15 protein-coding genes are annotated in these 17,379 nt (G+C 57.5%); 3 read left to right on the top strand and 12 right to left on the bottom strand.

Going from position 1 to position 17,379, the window contains the following annotated elements:
• Positions 1-2 precede the first annotated feature (2 nt).
• From E0L16_RS04850 to E0L16_RS04825, 6 genes are all read right to left on the bottom strand, one after another.
• Positions 3-308 (bottom strand): ElaB/YgaM/YqjD family protein, encoded by a 306-nt coding sequence (locus tag E0L16_RS04850; protein WP_003862645.1) that lies wholly within the window; start codon positions 306-308, stop codon positions 3-5.
• A gap of 29 nt (positions 309-337) precedes the next feature.
• Positions 338-706 carry a DUF1090 domain-containing protein gene (locus E0L16_RS04845; protein WP_063451091.1) on the bottom strand — a complete coding sequence of 123 codons (369 nt, stop codon included), beginning with the start codon at positions 704-706 and terminating at the stop codon, positions 338-340.
• 143 nt (positions 707-849) lie between these two features.
• A complete protein-coding gene (gene mzrA / locus E0L16_RS04840) occupies positions 850-1,233 on the bottom strand; it encodes an EnvZ/OmpR regulon moderator MzrA (RefSeq protein WP_063867631.1) in 384 nt (127 codons plus the stop codon).
• 2 nt (positions 1,234-1,235) lie between these two features.
• Positions 1,236-1,898, bottom strand: a complete 663-nt coding sequence (yqjA, locus tag E0L16_RS04835; RefSeq protein ID WP_022649475.1) for a DedA family general envelope maintenance protein YqjA — start codon at positions 1,896-1,898, stop codon at positions 1,236-1,238.
• Positions 1,899-2,239: 341 nt separating this feature from the next.
• Complete coding sequence (gene exuR / locus E0L16_RS04830) at positions 2,240-3,016, bottom strand: transcriptional regulator ExuR (RefSeq protein WP_063451093.1); 777 nt, start codon at positions 3,014-3,016, stop codon at positions 2,240-2,242.
• A 180-nt stretch (positions 3,017-3,196) separates the two neighbouring features.
• Positions 3,197-4,495 carry an MFS transporter gene (locus tag E0L16_RS04825; RefSeq protein WP_063451094.1) on the bottom strand — a complete coding sequence of 433 codons (1,299 nt, stop codon included), beginning with the start codon at positions 4,493-4,495 and terminating at the stop codon, positions 3,197-3,199.
• 475 nt (positions 4,496-4,970) lie between these two features.
• On the opposite strand from E0L16_RS04825, the gene uxaC reads away from it, so the two are divergent.
• Together uxaC and E0L16_RS04815 are read left to right on the top strand one after the other, a co-directional pair.
• The gene (uxaC, locus tag E0L16_RS04820; RefSeq protein ID WP_107533925.1) at positions 4,971-6,383 is read left to right on the top strand and encodes a glucuronate isomerase; all 1,413 of its coding nucleotides are present in this window, start codon (positions 4,971-4,973) and stop codon (positions 6,381-6,383) included.
• Between the two features lie 16 nt (positions 6,384-6,399).
• On the top strand, positions 6,400-7,887 hold the full coding sequence (locus tag E0L16_RS04815; protein WP_131636430.1) for a UxaA family hydrolase: 1,488 nt from the start codon (positions 6,400-6,402) through the stop codon (positions 7,885-7,887).
• Between the two features lie 86 nt (positions 7,888-7,973).
• Here the strand turns inward: E0L16_RS04815 and sstT are convergent, their stop codons facing one another.
• The 4 genes from sstT to E0L16_RS04795 form a co-directional block, all read right to left on the bottom strand.
• A complete protein-coding gene (gene sstT, locus E0L16_RS04810; RefSeq protein WP_131636429.1) occupies positions 7,974-9,215 on the bottom strand; it encodes a serine/threonine transporter SstT in 1,242 nt (413 codons plus the stop codon).
• A gap of 258 nt (positions 9,216-9,473) precedes the next feature.
• Positions 9,474-10,439 (bottom strand): TerC family protein, encoded by a 966-nt coding sequence (locus E0L16_RS04805; RefSeq protein ID WP_063867641.1) that lies wholly within the window; start codon positions 10,437-10,439, stop codon positions 9,474-9,476.
• A 252-nt stretch (positions 10,440-10,691) separates the two neighbouring features.
• A complete protein-coding gene (locus tag E0L16_RS04800) occupies positions 10,692-11,690 on the bottom strand; it encodes a Gfo/Idh/MocA family protein (RefSeq protein WP_063867643.1) in 999 nt (332 codons plus the stop codon).
• A gap of 70 nt (positions 11,691-11,760) precedes the next feature.
• Complete coding sequence (locus tag E0L16_RS04795) at positions 11,761-12,264, bottom strand: YgjP-like metallopeptidase domain-containing protein (RefSeq protein ID WP_063451100.1); 504 nt, start codon at positions 12,262-12,264, stop codon at positions 11,761-11,763.
• A gap of 83 nt (positions 12,265-12,347) precedes the next feature.
• On the opposite strand from E0L16_RS04795, the gene rlmG reads away from it, so the two are divergent.
• The gene (rlmG, locus tag E0L16_RS04790) at positions 12,348-13,484 is read left to right on the top strand and encodes a 23S rRNA (guanine(1835)-N(2))-methyltransferase RlmG (RefSeq protein WP_131636428.1); all 1,137 of its coding nucleotides are present in this window, start codon (positions 12,348-12,350) and stop codon (positions 13,482-13,484) included.
• A gap of 82 nt (positions 13,485-13,566) precedes the next feature.
• Here the strand turns inward: rlmG and E0L16_RS04785 are convergent, their stop codons facing one another.
• Both E0L16_RS04785 and lsrK read right to left on the bottom strand, forming a co-directional pair.
• On the bottom strand, positions 13,567-15,588 hold the full coding sequence (locus E0L16_RS04785) for an NADPH-dependent 2,4-dienoyl-CoA reductase (protein ID WP_131636427.1): 2,022 nt from the start codon (positions 15,586-15,588) through the stop codon (positions 13,567-13,569).
• Positions 15,589-15,773: 185 nt separating this feature from the next.
• A complete protein-coding gene (gene lsrK, locus E0L16_RS04780; protein ID WP_131636426.1) occupies positions 15,774-17,354 on the bottom strand; it encodes an autoinducer-2 kinase in 1,581 nt (526 codons plus the stop codon).
• Positions 17,355-17,379 lie beyond the last annotated feature (25 nt).

Raw genomic sequence — 17,379 nt, 5'->3', positions numbered from 1 at the left:
AATCAACGACGCGTCAGCAGGACACCCAGCACCACACCCACTGCGGCGCCAATACCTACACCCGTCCATGGATTATCACGTACATATTCGTCTGCGCGCGCAGCCGCTTCGCGGGTCTGTTTCGCCAGCGCGTCGCCGGTTTCACCCAGACGGTAACGGCTCTCTTTCAGCGCCTGCTCCGCTTTGCTGCGCAGTTTGCTCACTTCTTCTTTCGATTTATCGGCAGAAGAGTTCAGCACCTCTTCCAGGGTGTCCGCCAGGGATTTCAGCTCAGCGCGCAGATTTTCTGAAGTTGTATCTTTTGACATGATTCTCTCCTGTTGAGATTTCCGTTAACTCAATAATCGCGAGCTTCCAGCGCTTTCAGTTCGTCCTGCGCCTCTTGCAACTTCCTCTCGCGCTTGGCAATTTTTTCCGCATCACCTTTCTCTTTCGCTTCTTGCAGGTCTTGACGGCGCTCGGCTATCTCGTCCTTCTGTTCAGCGATTTTTTCCTGATGATCGGCACGCAGCTTGCTGTCCGTACAATTATCTTTCACTTCGCTCAACGCCTTTTTCAGACCGTCGATCCGGTGCTGATTGTTATGCTTCTCGGCATAACTGATTTCGCGTTGGATATCCTTTTCTTTCTCCTGACAAAGAGACATCGCGAAGGAAGCTGTGCTTAAAGAAAAAAGGGCCAGAGCAAGGGTGATGCGGTATTTCATTATAGAAACCTTCCATTGTGTTACGGCGTAAGCCGTGTTCCAGAACTTTGCGGAGAACATCTGAGGGGTGCTCCGCGTACTTAAGCATAGTAAGTAAACGGGAGTTTCACCAAAGTAGGTGAAAATATTCGGAATATTAGTCGTTAACCAAATCGATGCGACGTGTCGCGTAGCCGTGACATCCAAGAGGCGACGTGGCTGTCATCATCCTGTTGCGCGATGATGTAACCCTGCGGCAGCGTTCGGTCCAGCACCGCTTTCGCCGCGGCGCTTTGCGCACTGGAGTCGAACTTTATCAGCAGAACATCGTCTTGCGGCGTGATGCTCTTAAAGCGGATCCCGTTTGCATCCAGATGATGCCAGATGGAAAAACCATCCGGCACGCTGGTTCCTTGATTCACCGGACGGATAGCCAGCGTCGACTCCTGATGCTGTAGCGCAGACCACAGCAGAATGAGGGCGCTGAACATCATCAGCGCAACGATGGCGTAAGAGAAACGACGCAAGGCAAGCGGGGAGATAACCATCGTTAACCCCTGGCTCCGTATTTCTTCTTCCACAGTACAACCAGTGAACCGACCAGGCCAAACACCAGCAGAACGACCGGCAGCAGCATCAGGCAAGACATCAGCTGGTCTTCATACTTCATAAAGACCGGGGTTTTCCCGAGCGCGTAGCCGAGCGTGGTCAGGATCAGAACCCACAGCAAGCCGCTCATCCAGTTAAAGAACTGGAAGCGCGCGCTGCTGAGGCCAGACAGGCCCGCGATGGTGGGCAGCAGGGTGCGTACAAAGGCGATAAAGCGGCCGATCAGCAAGGCGGAAAGCCCGTGCTTATGGAACAGGTGGTGGGCTCGCTGGTGGTAATGTGCCGGAAGATGCGAAAGCCAGTTCTGGACGATCCGCGTGTTGCCCAGCCATCGCCCCTGAATATAACTCACCCAGCAACCCAGGCTGGCGGCAATGGTCAAAAGCAAGACCGTTTGCGGGAAAGCCATCGCCCCTTTTGCACAGAGCACCCCAACCAGCACCAGCAGGCTGTCGCCCGGTAAAAAGGCGGCAGGCAGCAGGCCGTTCTCAAGGAACAGGATCATAAATAACACAAAGTAGAGCATGCCAATCATGGATGGGTTGGCCAGCGTTTCGAAATCCTGAGCCCAGAGGGCATTCAGTAGTTGGGTCAAAAGTTCCATTCAGTGTTCCTGGAAATCGGTTAACGTCACGCCTGTCATTCGGGAAAACAGCACGGCGACATTGTTATGATTTCATTATGGTCGCTCGCGGACACATTGAGGTGTGGCCAACACTGTTCCCTGTTAATTGGCTGGTTAGCAAGCACTAACTTACAAAATAACGAAGTGAATCCAATTGTAACAAAGCCCGACGTTCTGCGTCACAGAATTTGAGGGGAAACACGATTTTGGCGTAAGCCACGGAGGGGAGCGAGAGATTTTACAAAGGCTGACACTATAGAGGTTTTCTTACCCTGTCTGGCCGGAGGGCGCGGCGGTGCGCCTGCCGGCAGTACGAAGGCTTATTTTGCGAGATTGGTCGCAGTATCGAGGTGAACCACCGGATTATCGGCAAAAAGATAGCGGTCAGCGTTAAATTCGAAGTCATCGCTGGTTTCATTAAACAGCATCTGTTTGGTGTTCTCCAGATGCTGCCACATCGCCAGTTTTGCCGCATGCGGATCCTTACGAATCAGCGCCTTGAGGATCTGGTCGTGATCGTCACACCAGTTGTCTACCGTGCGGGAATCAATGTGATCGTGCAATTTCTTCCAGTACGGGTTGTGAACGCGCTGAGTCCACATTTTTTCAACGATTGCCGCCAGCGCCGTGTTCTGAGTCGCAAGGGCAACCTGGACGTGGAATTGCAGGTCCCATTCGGAATCGCGGAAGCATTTTTCTTTACGCGCGTGGTCCTGAATTTCCATCAGCTTCATGATGTCCTGCTTGGTCACCTGCGTCGCCGCAAATTCCGCAATGTTGCTTTCGATAAGCTGGCGAGCCTGGAGAAGCTCAAACGGGCCGTAGCTGGCAAATTCCAGGCTTTCGTCCGGGGCGGGGGAGTGTTTGGCCTGGTTGGAAATCACGTGAATGCCGGAACCTTTGCGAACCTCAACGTAGCCTTCCACTTCCAGCATGATGATGGCTTCGCGTACCACGGTGCGGCTGACGCTTTTTTCATCCGCAATGAAACGCTCGGCGGGCAGTTTATCACCGACAAGATAGACACCTTGCTCGATGCGATCTTTCAGCTCGGCGGCAAGTTGTTGATATAAACGACGTGATTCGGTGATTTCCATATGCGCTCCAGGCAGGGTACGGCGATTGATTTGTTATACCACTTTTGCGTGCCAGTCTCCAGATTTCGCCATTAAAAAAGCCGCTACTCAGCGGCCTTTAAATGCCCGGCGGCGCTTCGCTTGCACGGGCCTACGGGTTTTGTAGGCCGGGTAAGCGTAGCGCCACCCGGCACAACAACGCTAACTCTGCGTCGCCGGTCCCCCAAGGGACTCTTTCGCCAGCTCGTCGGCGGATTTGCTTTTCAGCACCGTCCAGATAACCACCGCACCCAGCAGGTCGAAGATAGCCAGTACCGCGAACAGCGGGCTGAAGCCGATGGTATCCGCCAGCGCGCCGACCACCAGGGCGAACATCGTGCTCGCTGTCCAGGCGGCCATACCGGTCAGGCCGTTGGCGGTGGCCACTTCGTTACGGCCAAACACGTCGGAAGAGAGCGTAATCAGCGCGCCAGACAGGGACTGGTGAGCAAAGCCCCCGATACACAGCAGCGCGATAGCCACGTAAGGGCTGGTGAACAGGCCGATCATACCCGGGCCGATCATCAGCAGCGCGCCCATGGTCACCACCATCTTACGGGAGACAATCAGGTTCACGCCAAACCAGCGCTGGAACAGCGGTGGCAGGTAGCCGCCGACGATACAGCCCAGGTCAGCAAACAGCATTGGCATCCAGGCGAACATCGCGATCTCTTTCAGGTTAAAGCCGTAAACTTTAAACATGAACAGCGGGATCCAGGCGTTGAACGTACCCCAGGCCGGCTCTGCCAGGAAGCGTGGCAGGGCGATACCCCAGAACTGACGGGTACCCAGGATCTGCCAGACAGACATCTTTTTGCCGTTATCGGTCTGATGCTGAGATTCCTGGCCGTTAATGATGTAGTCGCGTTCTTCGGTAGACAGCTTTTTCTGGTCGCGCGGGTGCTTGTAGAAGATCAGCCACGCCATGGCCCAGGCGAAGCTCAGCACCCCGGAAATGATGAACGCCATCTGCCAGCTGTGCATCACGATAGCCCACACCACGAGCGGCGGCGCAATCATCGCCCCGATGGATGAACCCACGTTGAAGTAACCCACCGCGATGGAACGCTCTTTTGCCGGGAACCACTCAGAGCTGGCTTTCAGACCTGCGGGGATCATCGCCGCTTCGGCGGCACCTACCGCGCCACGCGCCAGCGCCAGACCGCCCCAGCTGCCTGCCAGTGCGGTCGCGCCGCAGAACACGGCCCAGGCAACGGCGAAGAAGGCATAACCAATTTTTGTACCCAGAATATCAAGAACATAACCTGCAACAGGCTGCATTACGGTGTAAGCGGCAGAATAGGCCGCAATGATGTAAGAGTATTGCTGCGTGGAGATATGCAACTCTTCCATCAACGTTGGCGCCGCTGCTGCCACGGTGTTACGTGTCAGGTAGCCCAGCACGGTGCCGAGCGTCACCAGTGCAATCATGTACCAACGTAACCCTTTAATTTTACGCATGTAAAACCTCATCGTTATGTTATTTCCGTGTCGGGACACGGCAACAACTCAACCGTTGCCGGGAGCTGTTCTGTAACGGGAGGGGCGTAACCGGGAACCTGTCCCGGAACGGCCCGAACCTTGCCATAAATAATCGTGCTAAGTCGGCTTCCGTACCGTTAAATCCGATGTATCAAACATCGGTAATGCATTCCGTCGGCTTATAGTTTGCGACGGCGAAAAGATAACTTGTCATACAACTTTAAAAGGTGAGTGACATCACAAAAGTGTGAATCTTTGTGTGGTCATTAAGCGACGCGCGCAAAGCCAGATATGGCGCGGCTTGCAGGAGGGTTTACCCCTTTGAGGGTAATTTATTTGTCGACGTTTATTGATCTAACTCACGAAAAAAACGTCGGACTCTGGAAATTGGTGTGATAACTTTGCAGCATCTGAACATAAGCTTTCTGACGCTCCCGTAATGAGGAAGACGATAATGACGCCGTTTATGACCGAAGATTTTCTGTTAGATACCGAATTTGCTCGCCGCCTGTACCACGACTACGCGAAAGACCAGCCGATTTTCGACTACCACTGCCACTTACCGCCGCAGCAGGTTGCCGAAAATTACCGTTTCAAAAACCTGTATGATATCTGGCTGAAGGGTGACCACTATAAATGGCGCGCAATGCGCACCAACGGCGTGGCCGAGCGCCTGTGTACCGGTGACGCCACCGATCGCGAGAAGTTCGACGCCTGGGCCGCTACCGTGCCGCACACCATCGGGAACCCGCTTTACCACTGGACGCACCTCGAACTGCGTCGTCCGTTTGGTATCACCGGCAAGCTGTTGTCTCCCGCCACTGCGGATGAAATCTGGGACCAGTGCAACGAACTGCTGGCGCAGGATAGCTTCTCGGCGCGCGGCATCATGAAGCAGATGAACGTGAAAATGGTGGGCACCACCGACGATCCGATCGACTCCCTGGAGCACCACGCGGTTGTCGCGAAGGACAGCACGTTTGACATCAAGGTGCTGCCAAGCTGGCGCCCGGATAAAGCCTTCAACATCGAGCTGGCAACCTTTAATGACTACATGGCGAAACTGGCGGAAGTGTCTGATACCGACATCCGCCGTTTTGCCGATCTGCAATCTGCGCTGACCAAACGTTTGGATCACTTCGCCGCACACGGCTGTAAAGTTTCTGACCACGCGCTGGACGTGGTGCTGTTCGCGGAATCCAACGAAGCCGAACTGGACAGCATTCTGGCGCGTCGTCTCTCCGGCGAACAGTTAAGCGAGCATGAAGTCGCCCAGTTCAAAACGGCGGTGCTGGTGTTCCTCGGCGCGGAATATGCCCGTCGCGGCTGGGTGCAGCAGTACCACATCGGCGCGCTGCGTAATAACAACCAGCGTCAGTTCAAACTGCTGGGCGCGGACGTGGGCTTCGACTCCATCAACGACCGCCCGCTGGCGGAAGAGCTGTCTAAGCTGCTGAGCAAACAGAACGAGCAAAACCTGCTGCCGAAAACCATTCTATATTGCCTGAACCCGCGGGATAACGAAGTGCTGGGCACCATGATCGGCAACTTCCAGGGGGAAGGTATGCCGGGCAAGATGCAGTTCGGCTCCGGCTGGTGGTTCAACGATCAGAAAGACGGCATGGAACGTCAGATGACGCAGCTGGCGCAGCTCGGTCTGTTAAGCCGCTTCGTGGGTATGCTGACCGACAGCCGCAGCTTCCTGTCTTATACCCGTCATGAATATTTCCGCCGCATTCTGTGCCAGATGATTGGCCGCTGGGTGCACGCGGGTGAAGCGCCAGCGGATATCCAGCTGCTGGGCGAAATGGTGAAAAACATCTGCTTTAACAATGCGCGTGACTACTTCGCCATTGAACTGAACTAGGCCGTTTGAGGTTGATATGCAATACATCAAAATCCATTCGCTGGATAACGTTGCCGTCGCGCTGGCAGATTTAGCCGAAGGGACGGAAGTGACCTTCGACAACCAGTCGGTAACGTTACGCCAGGCCATTGGACGTGGACATAAGTTTGCCCTGATCCCCATCGCGAAAGGGGAGAACGTGGTGAAGTACGGTTTGCCCATCGGTCATGCGCTGGCGGATATTGCACCGGGTGAATATATTCATTCGCACAATACCCGCACCAATCTCAGCGATCTGGACGAGTACAGCTATCAACCTGACTTCCAGCCAGAAGAAGAACAGGCGGCCGATCGTGAGGTGCAGATCTACCGCCGCGCCAGCGGCGAGGTGGGGATCCGCAATGAGCTGTGGATCCTTCCGACCGTCGGCTGCGTGAACGGGATCGCGCGTCAAATCCAGACGCGCTTCCTGAAAGAGACCAACGATGCTGAAGGCACCGACGGCGTGCACCTGTTCAGCCACACCTACGGCTGTTCGCAACTGGGTGACGACCACATCAACACCCGCACCATGCTGCAAAACATGGTGCGCCACCCGAATGCGGGCGCGGTGCTGGTGATCGGCCTGGGCTGCGAGAACAACCAGGTGGATGCCTTCCGCGACACGCTGGGCGAATTTGACCCTGCGCGCGTGCACTTTATGGTGTGTCAGCACCAGGATGACGAAGTAGAAGCGGGCGTTGAACAGCTGCATCAGCTGTATGAGGTGATGCGCCACGACAGGCGCGAGCCGGGCAAGCTGAGCGAGCTGAAGTTTGGCCTGGAGTGCGGCGGATCTGACGGTCTTTCCGGCATCACGGCTAACCCAATGCTGGGCCGCTTCTCGGATTACGTGATTGCCAACGGCGGCACCACGGTGCTGACCGAAGTGCCGGAGATGTTTGGCGCGGAGCGCATTCTGATGAGCCACTGCCGCGATGAAGAGACGTTTGAGAAGACTGTCACCATGGTCAACGACTTCAAGCAGTACTTCATCGCCCATAACCAGCCGATTTATGAGAATCCGTCGCCGGGTAACAAAGCGGGGGGCATCACCACGCTGGAAGAGAAATCTCTCGGCTGCACTCAGAAAGCCGGGGCCAGCCAGGTGGTGGATGTGCTGCGCTACGGCGAACGGCTGAAAACCCATGGTCTGAACCTGCTGAGCGCGCCGGGTAACGACGCGGTCGCCACCAGTGCGCTGGCGGGGGCGGGCTGCCACATGGTGCTGTTCAGTACCGGGCGCGGTACGCCGTACGGCGGATTTGTGCCGACGGTGAAAATCGCCACCAACAGCGAACTGGCGGCGAAGAAAAAACACTGGATCGACTTTGACGCGGGCCAGCTGATCCACGGCAAGGCGATGCCGCAGCTGCTCGATGAATTTGTTGATGTCATCGTGGAAATCGCCAGCGGCAAGCAAACCTGTAACGAGAAGAACGACTTCCGCGAGCTGGCGCTCTTTAAGAGTGGTGTGACGCTGTAAGCGTTATGTCGGGTGGCGCTAACGCTTACCCGACCTACGATATTCTGTAGGCCCGGTAAGGCGTAGTCGCCACCGGGCTTTTCTTTTTAACCTCGCAGGGCATTCTTCGCTAAACGCGCATCTTCCGCCTGACAGGCCGCAGCGGTGAACAGCACGTCGGTAGAGGAGTTCAGCGCCGTTTCGCAGGAATCCTGCAATACGCCGATAATAAAGCCGACCGCGACCACCTGCATGGCAATCTCGTTCGGGATACCGAACATATTGCACGCCAGCGGGATCAGCAGCAGCGAGCCGCCCGCCACGCCGGAGGCGCCACAGGCGCACAGCGATGCCACCACGCTCAGCAGCAGGGCAGTTGGCAGATCGACCGGAATACCCAGCGTATGCACGGCCGCCAGCGTCAGCACGGTGATGGTGATCGCCGCACCCGCCATGTTCACGGTTGCACCCAGTGGAATTGAAACCGAATAGGTATCGCGATCCAGGTTCAGCTTCTCCGCCAGCGCCATGTTGACCGGAATGTTTGCCGCCGAGCTGCGGGTAAAGAAGGCGTATACGCCGCTCTCGCGCAGGCAGGTGAGCACCAGTGGATACGGGTTACGGCGGATCTGCCAGAACACCAGCAGCGGGTTGATCACCAGCGCCACCAGCAGCATGCAGCCGACCAGCACCATCAGCAGCTGCGCGTAGCCCCACAGCGCGTCAAAGCCGGTTGTGGCCAGGGTAGACGACACCAGGCCGAAGATACCGATAGGCGCAAAGCGAATCACGACCTTCACGATAAAGGTCACGGCGTTGGACATGTCGTTGACCAGATTTTTCGTCGTTTCGTTGCCGTGACGCAGGGCGAAGCCCAGGCCGATCGCCCACACCAGGATGCCAATGTAGTTGGCATTCAGCAGGGCATCAATGGGGTTAGAAACCATGCTCATCAGCAGGCCGCGCAGCACTTCCACAATGCCTGAAGGCGGCGTAACGTCGCCCGCCGCAGAGGTCAGATGCAGCGTGGAGGGGAAGATAAAGCTAAAGACCACTGCGGTCAGCGCAGCAGAAAACGTGCCCAGCAGATATAAAAAGAGAATCGGGCGAATGTTGGTTTTTTGTCCGTGCTGGTGATTGGCGATAGAAGCCATGACCAGCATCAGTACCAGCACCGGCGCAACGGCCTTCAGCGCGCCCACGAAAAGCGTTCCGAGAAGCCCTGTTGCTTCCGCGGCAGGTTTTGACACCAGCGCCAGCAGAATACCCAGAACCAGCCCTACCAGGATTTGTTTAACCAGGCTGCCCTGCGTCAGACGCGCAAGCAGGCCCTTAGATTGTGTGCTCATACTAAATTCCTAAGTGAAATTGTGTTCCATCCTGGATGTGCTCTAAGTCACATTTATTTCAGGATGTAAATATTTGTTTGCCTGGTTGAGTATCAAGGAAAGCGGGGAAAGGCGGAAGAGTAAAATGCTGGATTTTACGTGTTGCGTCATGTTTTTTAACTATTGATTAACGGAAAGGCCGGGTGGCGCTACGCTTACCCGGCCTAAGAATTGGGTCCGTGTAGGCCCGGTAAGCGCAGCGCCACCGGGCAATATGCACTAAACCTGCTGCTTTTTATCGTGCTGGCGGTTAACCCAGGTATTGATAACCAGCGTCACCAGCAGAATGCCAAACACCACGCCGAGCGAAATGGCGATCGGGATATGGTAGAAATCGACAATCAGCATCTTGATACCAATGAAGACCAGAATCACCGACAGACCGTACTTCAGCATGGAGAAGCGCTCTGCCGCCCCTGCCAGCAGGAAGTACATCGCACGCAGGCCGAGGATCGCAAACAGGTTCGAGGTCAGGACGATGAACGGGTCGGTGGTGACCGCGAAGATTGCCGGAATACTGTCCACCGCAAAGATAACGTCGCTCAGCTCGACCAGAATCAGCACCAGCAGCAGCGGGGTGGCGAACAGCAGGCCGTTCTTACGCACGAAGAAATGCTCGCTCTCGATCTTGTCCGTCATGCGCAGATGACCACGGATCCACTTCACCAGCGGCTTATCACCGATACCGGTATCGTCTTCTTTCGCCAGGGCCATTTTGACCCCGGTGAACAGCAGGAACGCGCCGAACACGTACAGCAGCCATTCGAACTGGGTAATCAGCCAGCTGCCGGCGAAGATCATGATGGTACGCAGGATGATGGCACCCAGCACGCCGTAGACCAGCACGCGGCGTTGCAGGGCCGCAGGCACGGCAAAATAGCTGAACAGCATCAGCCAGACGAAGACGTTATCAACCGCCAGCGCTTTTTCAATCAGATAGCCGGTGAGGAAGGCGAGTGCCTGAGGATCCGCCACCGCACGGCCTTCGGTTGAGGCCAGGTACCACCAGAAGACGGCGCAGAAGAGGAGTGAGAGGGATACCCATACCAGCGACCAGACGGCAGCTTGCTTGACGCTCATGCCATGCTCGCCGCGACGACCCTGCAAAAAGAGGTCGATTGCCAGCATGATGAGCACGACTACCGCGAATCCGCCCCACAGCATTGGAGTGCCGACAGAATGCATACTATTTTCCTTACACATAAAAAAACAAAAACGGCTATGGTCAGAAGACGATAGCCGTTAGCTTTTTATGCATAGACCTCGCCTTCCGGCAAGGTCTCACTTACAACCATGAAGGTTGCCCGGCGACCGGATGCGGTTTTGCACGCATCGTAATGACGATCCACCGGCGAAGAAGTTACTCCCCTTTGCAGGTAACAAAATATGTCAGACCATCGATTTCGTCAATGCTCTGCACGGTTTCATTACACAGCTTTACGCGACGGCTTCCACATTCACGCCGTCTGCTGGGAACACCACGCCGGTCTGTCGGCGGATCTCCGTTTGCAGCTTCGCCGTGGTGCGGCTGATCGCCAGCCCAGGGTGGTTCACTTCGTTGTCTTCTACCAGACGGGCGAAGACCTCTGCCTCATAAAGCATAGTGTTAATATGCTGAGGCTGCGTCAGCTCCTGCGCTTTTCCGCCGCGCGGGACGATGCTGAGCTTCTGGCATTCAGAGATTTTTTCGATCACCAGCGAGCCGTCTTCGCCCTGAATTTCGCTTGGCAGCACGGAGTCGCTGACCTTCGAGTGCTGCAACGTCACGCTGAAATCACCGTAGTCCAGCACCACGATACCGTGGGCATCCACGCCGCTCTCCAGCAGGCTGGCGGTGGCCGTCACGCCGTGCGGTTCACCCCACAGCGCGACCGCAGAGGCCAGACAGTAAAAACCGATATCCATAATTGAGCCATTCGAGAAGGCCGGGTTAAAGGTATTCGGGTTTTCGCCGTCCAGATAGCGCTGGTAGCGCGAGGAATACTGGCAGTAGTTGATAAAGGCTTTACGCACTTTGCCAATTTTCGGCAGAGACTGCTGCAACAGCAGGAAGTTCGGCAGGCTGGCGGTTTTGAATGCTTCAAACAGCACCACCTGGTTTTCCCGGGCAAGCTGAATGGCGGCTTCCACTTCCTCAATATTCGAAGCCAGCGGCTTCTCGCAGATCACGTGCTTTTTGTGGCTGAGGAACAGCTTCGTTTGCGGGAAATGCAGAGAATTCGGGCTGGCGATATAGACCGCGTCAATGGCGTCGCTTTGCGCCATCTCATCGAGCGAGGTGAACAGATGTTCAACCAGGTAGTCATTCGCAAAACTCTGCGCCTGCTCAAGGCTGCGGGAATAGACTGCGGTGAGCTTATATTTGCCGGTTTCGTGGGCGGCGTCGACGAACTGGCGCGTGATCCAGTTCGTACCGATGACTGCGAAACGTATCATAAACGTTTACGTACTCCGTAGCAGGGAACTTAAAACCACTGTAGCACGTCATCATGACATTTCGCGTGCGCTACTGCGCATTACTCTTTAACGATAAATGCGTCAGCCACAGCCGGGTATCAAACTCCAGCTGGTGGTATTGCGGCTCCATATGGCAGCACAGGGAATAGAAGGCTTTGTCGTGCTCTTTCTCTTTCAGGTGCGCCAGCTCGTGCACCACGATCATCCGCAGAAAGGCTTCCGGCGCGTTACGGAAAACGGTCGCCACGCGGATCTCCGCCTTAGCCTTTAGCTTGCCGCCCTGCACGCGGGAGATGGCGGTGTGCAGGCCGAGCGCATTTTTCAGCACGTGGATCTTGTTGTCGTACATCACCTTGTTGATCGGCGGGGCGCTTCTGAGATAACGGTTTTTCAGATCCTGCGTATACTGCCAGAGCGCCTTATCGGTCGCGAAATCGTGGGTGCCGGGATAGCGTTTTTCCAGCACCGCGCCGAGCTTCTGCTCGGCAATCAGGCTGCGAACCTGGGAAAGTAAATGCTCCGGGTAGCCCTGGAGATAAGTAAGTTGGTTCATCAACGCCCCAAATCGACAATAAAACGGGTATACTCACGCACCCTTTTCAGGGATACGCCAAATTTTACCATTCAGGAGGGCCGATGAGCCACTTAGACAACGGTTTCCGTTCACTCAACCTTAAACGTTTCCCGGAAACGGACGACGTAAACCCGCTTCAGGCGTGGGAAGCGGCGGATGAATATCTGCTGCAACAGTTGGATGAGCCTGAAATCCGCGGCCCGGTTCTGATCCTGAATGACGCGTTTGGCGCGCTGGGCTGCGCGCTGGCGGAACACGCACCTTACAGCATCGGCGATTCTTACCTGAGCGAGCTGGCGACGCGTGAAAACCTGCGTCACAACGACATCGACGAATCCAGCGTGAAGTTCCTCGACAGCACCGCGGACTACCCGCAGGCGCCGGGCGTGGTGCTGATCAAAGTGCCCAAAACCATGGCGCTGCTGGAACAGCAGCTGCGGGCGCTGCGTAAGGTCGTGACGCCAGAAACGCGTATTATCGCGGGTGCGAAGGCGCGCGATATTCACACCTCGACGCTGGAGCTGTTCGAGAAAGTGCTCGGCCCGACCACCACCACGCTGGCCTGGAAAAAAGCGCGCCTGATCAACTGTACCTTTAGCGCGCCGGAACTGGCCGACGCGCCGGAGACCCTGAGCTGGACGCTGGAAGGCACCGACTGGACCATCCACAACCATGCGAACGTTTTCTCACGCACCGGTCTGGACATCGGAGCGCGTTTCTTTATGGAACATCTGCCGGAAAATCTGGAAGGGGAAATTGTCGATCTGGGCTGCGGCAACGGGGTGATTGGCCTGACGCTGCTGGCGAAGAACCCAGAAGCCAGCGTGGTGTTCAGCGACGAGTCGCCGATGGCGGTGGCCTCCAGCCGTCTGAACGTGGAAACCAACATGCCGGACGCGCTGGATCGCTGCGAGTTTATGATTAACAACGCGCTCTCCGGCGTAGAGCCTTTCCGCTTTAACGCCGTGTTCTGCAACCCGCCGTTCCACCAGAAGCACGCCCTGACGGATAACGTCGCGTGGGAGATGTTCCACCACGCGCGCCGCTGCCTGAAAATCAACGGCGAGCTGTACATCGTGGCGAACCGCCACCTGGACTACTTCCACAAGCTGAAAAAGATCTTCGGTAACTGCGTCACCATTGCGACGAATAACAAGTTTGTGGTGCTGAAAGCGGTGAAGCTGGGGCGTCGTCGGTAAGATGGTTTTGCCTGGCGGCGCTGCGCTTGCACAGGCCTACGGTTTTGTAGGCCCGGTAAGCGCAGCGCCACCGGGCAAGAAATCAAATCGCTAATGCCAATGTTGTCCCCTGCGCAATCGCCCGCCGCGCATCCAGCTCCATCGCCACATCGCACCCGCCAATCAAATGCACCGTTTTACCGGCTTCGCGCAGCGGATCGGCCAGATCGCGCTTCGGCTCCTGTCCGGCACATAAAATCACATGATCCACGCGCAGCAGCTGCGGTTCACCGCCGATCAGCACGTGCAGCCCGTCGTCGTCGATCTTCTGGTAGCTCACCCCCGGGATCATCTTCACCCCGCGCGAGAGCAGGGTGGCGCGGTGGATCCAGCCCGTGGTTTTGCCCAGCCCTTCGCCCGGCTTGCTGGCCTTACGCTGGAGCATCACGATCTGACGCGGGCTTTTCGGCAGCTGTGGACCTTCCGGGCGCAGGCCCCCGGACTGACTGAGGCTGGTATCAATGCCCCATTCCACGCAAAACTCGGCGATGTTCTGGCTGGTGGCCTCGCCCGGCTGGCTTAAATACATCGCGGTATCAAATCCGATCCCGCCGCAGCCGATAATCGCCACCTTTTCACCAACGGGCGCTTTATCGCGCAGTACGTCCAGATAGCTCAACACCTTCGGATGATCGATGCCCTCGATCGCAGGCGTGCGCGGGGCGATCCCGCTCGCGAGGATCACCTCGTCGAAGTCGATGAGATCCGCCGCGCTGACAAACTGGTTAAGCCGCAGATCAACACCCGTCAGGTCGATCATCCGGCGGTAATAGCGCAGGGTTTCATAGAACTCCTCTTTGCCGGGGATCTGTTTGGCGATATTAAACTGCCCGCCAATTTCACCGGCGGCATCAAACAGCGTCACGCGGTGCCCGCGCGTGGCGGCATTGACCGCAAACGCCAGGCCTGCGGGGCCGGCACCCACGACGGCCAGGCGTTTTTGACTGACCGCCGGGACGACCGGTATTTTGGTCTCATGGCAGGCGCGGGGGTTCACCAGGCATGAGGTGACTTTGCCAACGAAGATCTGATCCAGACAGGCCTGGTTACAGCCGATGCAGGTGTTAATCTCATCCGCACGGCCGCTTTGCGCTTTAGAGAGCAGTTCGGCATCCGCGAGGAACGGACGCGCCATCGAGACCATATCGGCATCGCCGCGTGAGATCACATCGTCCGCCACCTGCGGGTCGTTAATGCGGTTAGTGGTGACCAGCGGAACGGAAACTTTGCCTTTCAGCTTGCGCGTTACCCAGCTGAACGCCGCGCGCGGCACCGGTGTGGCAATGGTCGGAATGCGCGCTTCGTGCCAGCCAATTCCGGTGTTGATAATCGTGGCGCCTGCGGCTTCAATCGCCTGCGCCAGCTGCACGGTTTCGTCGAACGTGCCGCCGCCCTCCACCAGGTCGAGCATCGACAGGCGGAAGATGATAATAAAGTCCGCGCCCGCACGTTCACGCACCGCACGCACCACCTCCACGGCAAAACGCATCCGGCGGGCATAGTCACCGCCCCATTCGTCGTCGCGCTGGTTGGTGCGGGCGGCGAGGAACTCGTTAATCAGATAGCCTTCAGAGCCCATCACCTCCACGCCGTCGTAGCCCGCCTCACGCGCCAGCGCGGCGCAGCGGGCAAAATCGTCGATCAGCGCCAGGATCTCGTCGTGGCTGAGGGCGTGAGGGGTAAAGCGGTTAATCGGCGCCTGAATAGCCGATGGCGCAACCAGCTTTGGCTGATAGCTGTAGCGCCCGGTATGCAGAATTTGCAGGGCGATTTTGCCGCCTTCGTTATGCACCGCGTCCGTGACAATGCGGTGATGCGGCAGCTGTGTCGCATCATTCAGAACTGCGCCGCCCTCCATCGTCACGCCGGAAGGGGCAGGGGCTACGCCGCCGGTGACAATCAGCGCGACCCCGTGGCGCGCACGCTCGGCGTAGAAGGCCGCCAGACGTTCAGCCCCGTCCGGACGCTCCTCCAGCCCGGTGTGCATCGAGCCCATCAGCACGCGGTTTTTGAGGGTGGTAAACCCCAGATCGAGGGGGGCGAATAGCGACGGATAGCGGCTCATAGTCTCTTCCAGTGTAAAATTATTGTTATGTGGTCGGATGAGTTACTAATTTAGCCAGCGGCAGCAGAAAGGTAAAAGCGGGATCGAATGATTGTGATAGATCTCAAAGAACTTCCCCGGTGGCGCTACGCTAACCGGGGCTACAAAACCCCAGGACGGATAAGCGCAGCGCCATCCGGCGTTATTTACGGCATCGCTGCCCGCGCTAACCCCGGCGCCTGCCACATCGACGTCGTCAGCCCGCTGTCCACCAGGCCGAGCTGGTCGGCGTACACCGCCTGCCACTTCTGCATCAAGCCGTCGTACAGCTCCCGGTGCTGCGGGTTTGGCGTAAACTCGCGGCTCCACTTCACCAGCCGCTCGCCCGTCGAGGCCATATCCGAAAACAGCCCCGCGCCCGTTCCGGCGGCAATGGCGCAGCCGAGCGCCGTTGCCTCTTTGACTTCCGGCACGCGCACCGGCAGGCCGGTGACGTCGCTTAAAATCTGGCTCCACAGGGCGCCCTTCGCGCCGCCGCCCGCAAACACCAGGCTATCAAACGTCACGCCGGAGAAGCGCGAAATCTGCGTCAGGTTACAGGCCGAGACGATCGCCGCGTTCTCCTCCAGGGCGCGGAACAGCGTCGCTTTGTTGCACTTTTCCGGGTCGATGGAGAGGTTAATAAACGACGGCGCGGCGTGGTACCACTGCTTAAAATGCATCGCGTCGGAGAAGATTGGCATTACGCCGTGGGAGCCAGCGGGCACGCGGCCCGCCATCTCTTCCAGCAGGGAATAGGTGTCCATCCCCATCCGCTCGGCAATCAGCTTCTCTTCGGCGCAGAAGGCGTCGCGGAACCAGCGCATGGTCAGCCCGGTAAAGAAGCTGATCGACTCCGCCTGCGCCATGCCGGGAATGACGTGCGGGTTCACGCGGATGTTCATCTCAGGGTCGGTGCGCACCTGCGGCAGGTTAACCACCTGCTGCCAGAAGGTGCCGCCCAGCACCGCCGTTTGTCCGGCGCGGACCACGCCCAGCCCCAGGCAGCCCAGCTGCACGTCGCCACCGCCCATCACGACCGGGGTGCCTTCACGCAGGCCGCTCTGCTGCGCGGCTTCTTTGGTGATAGCGCCCAGCACGGTGCCGGTCTCTTTCACCGGCGAGAGAATATCGGCGCGCAGCCCGGCCATGTCGAGCAGCGCCGGACGCCAGTCGCGTGAAAAGAGATCCAGCATGCCGGTGGTACCCGCATTGGACGGGTCCACCGCCAGCTCGCCAGAAAGCTTTGCCGCCAGCCAGTCGCTGATCATGGTGATAGTGGCGGCCTTACGATAAATATCAGGGCGATGATGCGCCAGCCAGAGCAGGCGCGGCATGGCGCTAAGGGCAAGCGTCTGCCCGGAAACGTCATACACTTCGGATTCAAAACGGTAGTCGTGGATCTCTTTGAGTTCAGCCACCTCGCGGCTGGCGCGGGCGTCAACGTTGGCGCAGGCCCAGATGGCCTCGCCGCTGCGATCGTACAGCACGATCCCTTCGCGCATCGAACAGCAGGCGACAGACTGAATATCCGCCGCGCTCAGGCGCGCGCGCTCCAGCGCCTGATGAATGCACCGGCAGGCCAGCTGCCAGTTGGTGTCGAGGTCGAATTCCATCGATCCCGGCACGTTCTCCACGCTCAGGTGCTTCCACTCGGCCTGGCCGACGGCAATCTGGTTGCCCTGTAAATCGAAAATCACGGCGCGAACGCTGCCTGTCCCTGCATCTAACGCTAAAAGGTAACTCATGAGCTTGCCTCGCTGTTAGCGCAGG

The sequence above is a fragment of the Enterobacter quasihormaechei genome (assembly GCF_004331385.1).
Classification (GTDB): domain Bacteria; phylum Pseudomonadota; class Gammaproteobacteria; order Enterobacterales; family Enterobacteriaceae; genus Enterobacter; species Enterobacter quasihormaechei.
The sequence above is the reverse complement of the archived record's forward strand: the minus strand, read 5'-3'. Positions and strand labels throughout refer to the sequence as shown.

Bases quoted from the DNA above. Each gene is read 5' to 3' on its own strand.
- E0L16_RS04850 (WP_003862645.1), bottom strand. From the start codon at position 308: ATGTCAAAAGATACAACTTCAGAAAATCTGCGCGCTGAGCTGAAATCC.
- E0L16_RS04845 (WP_063451091.1), bottom strand. From the start codon at position 706: ATGAAATACCGCATCACCCTTGCTCTGGCCCTTTTTTCTTTAAGCACA.
- mzrA (WP_063867631.1), bottom strand. From the start codon at position 1,233: ATGGTTATCTCCCCGCTTGCCTTGCGTCGTTTCTCTTACGCCATCGTT.
- yqjA (WP_022649475.1), bottom strand. From the start codon at position 1,898: ATGGAACTTTTGACCCAACTACTGAATGCCCTCTGGGCTCAGGATTTC.
- exuR (WP_063451093.1), bottom strand. From the start codon at position 3,016: ATGGAAATCACCGAATCACGTCGTTTATATCAACAACTTGCCGCCGAG.
- E0L16_RS04825 (WP_063451094.1), bottom strand. From the start codon at position 4,495: ATGCGTAAAATTAAAGGGTTACGTTGGTACATGATTGCACTGGTGACG.
- uxaC (WP_107533925.1), top strand. From the start codon at position 4,971: ATGACGCCGTTTATGACCGAAGATTTTCTGTTAGATACCGAATTTGCT.
- E0L16_RS04815 (WP_131636430.1), top strand. From the start codon at position 6,400: ATGCAATACATCAAAATCCATTCGCTGGATAACGTTGCCGTCGCGCTG.
- sstT (WP_131636429.1), bottom strand. From the start codon at position 9,215: ATGAGCACACAATCTAAGGGCCTGCTTGCGCGTCTGACGCAGGGCAGC.
- E0L16_RS04805 (WP_063867641.1), bottom strand. From the start codon at position 10,439: ATGCATTCTGTCGGCACTCCAATGCTGTGGGGCGGATTCGCGGTAGTC.
- E0L16_RS04800 (WP_063867643.1), bottom strand. From the start codon at position 11,690: ATGATACGTTTCGCAGTCATCGGTACGAACTGGATCACGCGCCAGTTC.
- E0L16_RS04795 (WP_063451100.1), bottom strand. From the start codon at position 12,264: ATGAACCAACTTACTTATCTCCAGGGCTACCCGGAGCATTTACTTTCC.
- rlmG (WP_131636428.1), top strand. From the start codon at position 12,348: ATGAGCCACTTAGACAACGGTTTCCGTTCACTCAACCTTAAACGTTTC.
- E0L16_RS04785 (WP_131636427.1), bottom strand. From the start codon at position 15,588: ATGAGCCGCTATCCGTCGCTATTCGCCCCCCTCGATCTGGGGTTTACC.
- lsrK (WP_131636426.1), bottom strand. From the start codon at position 17,354: ATGAGTTACCTTTTAGCGTTAGATGCAGGGACAGGCAGCGTTCGCGCC.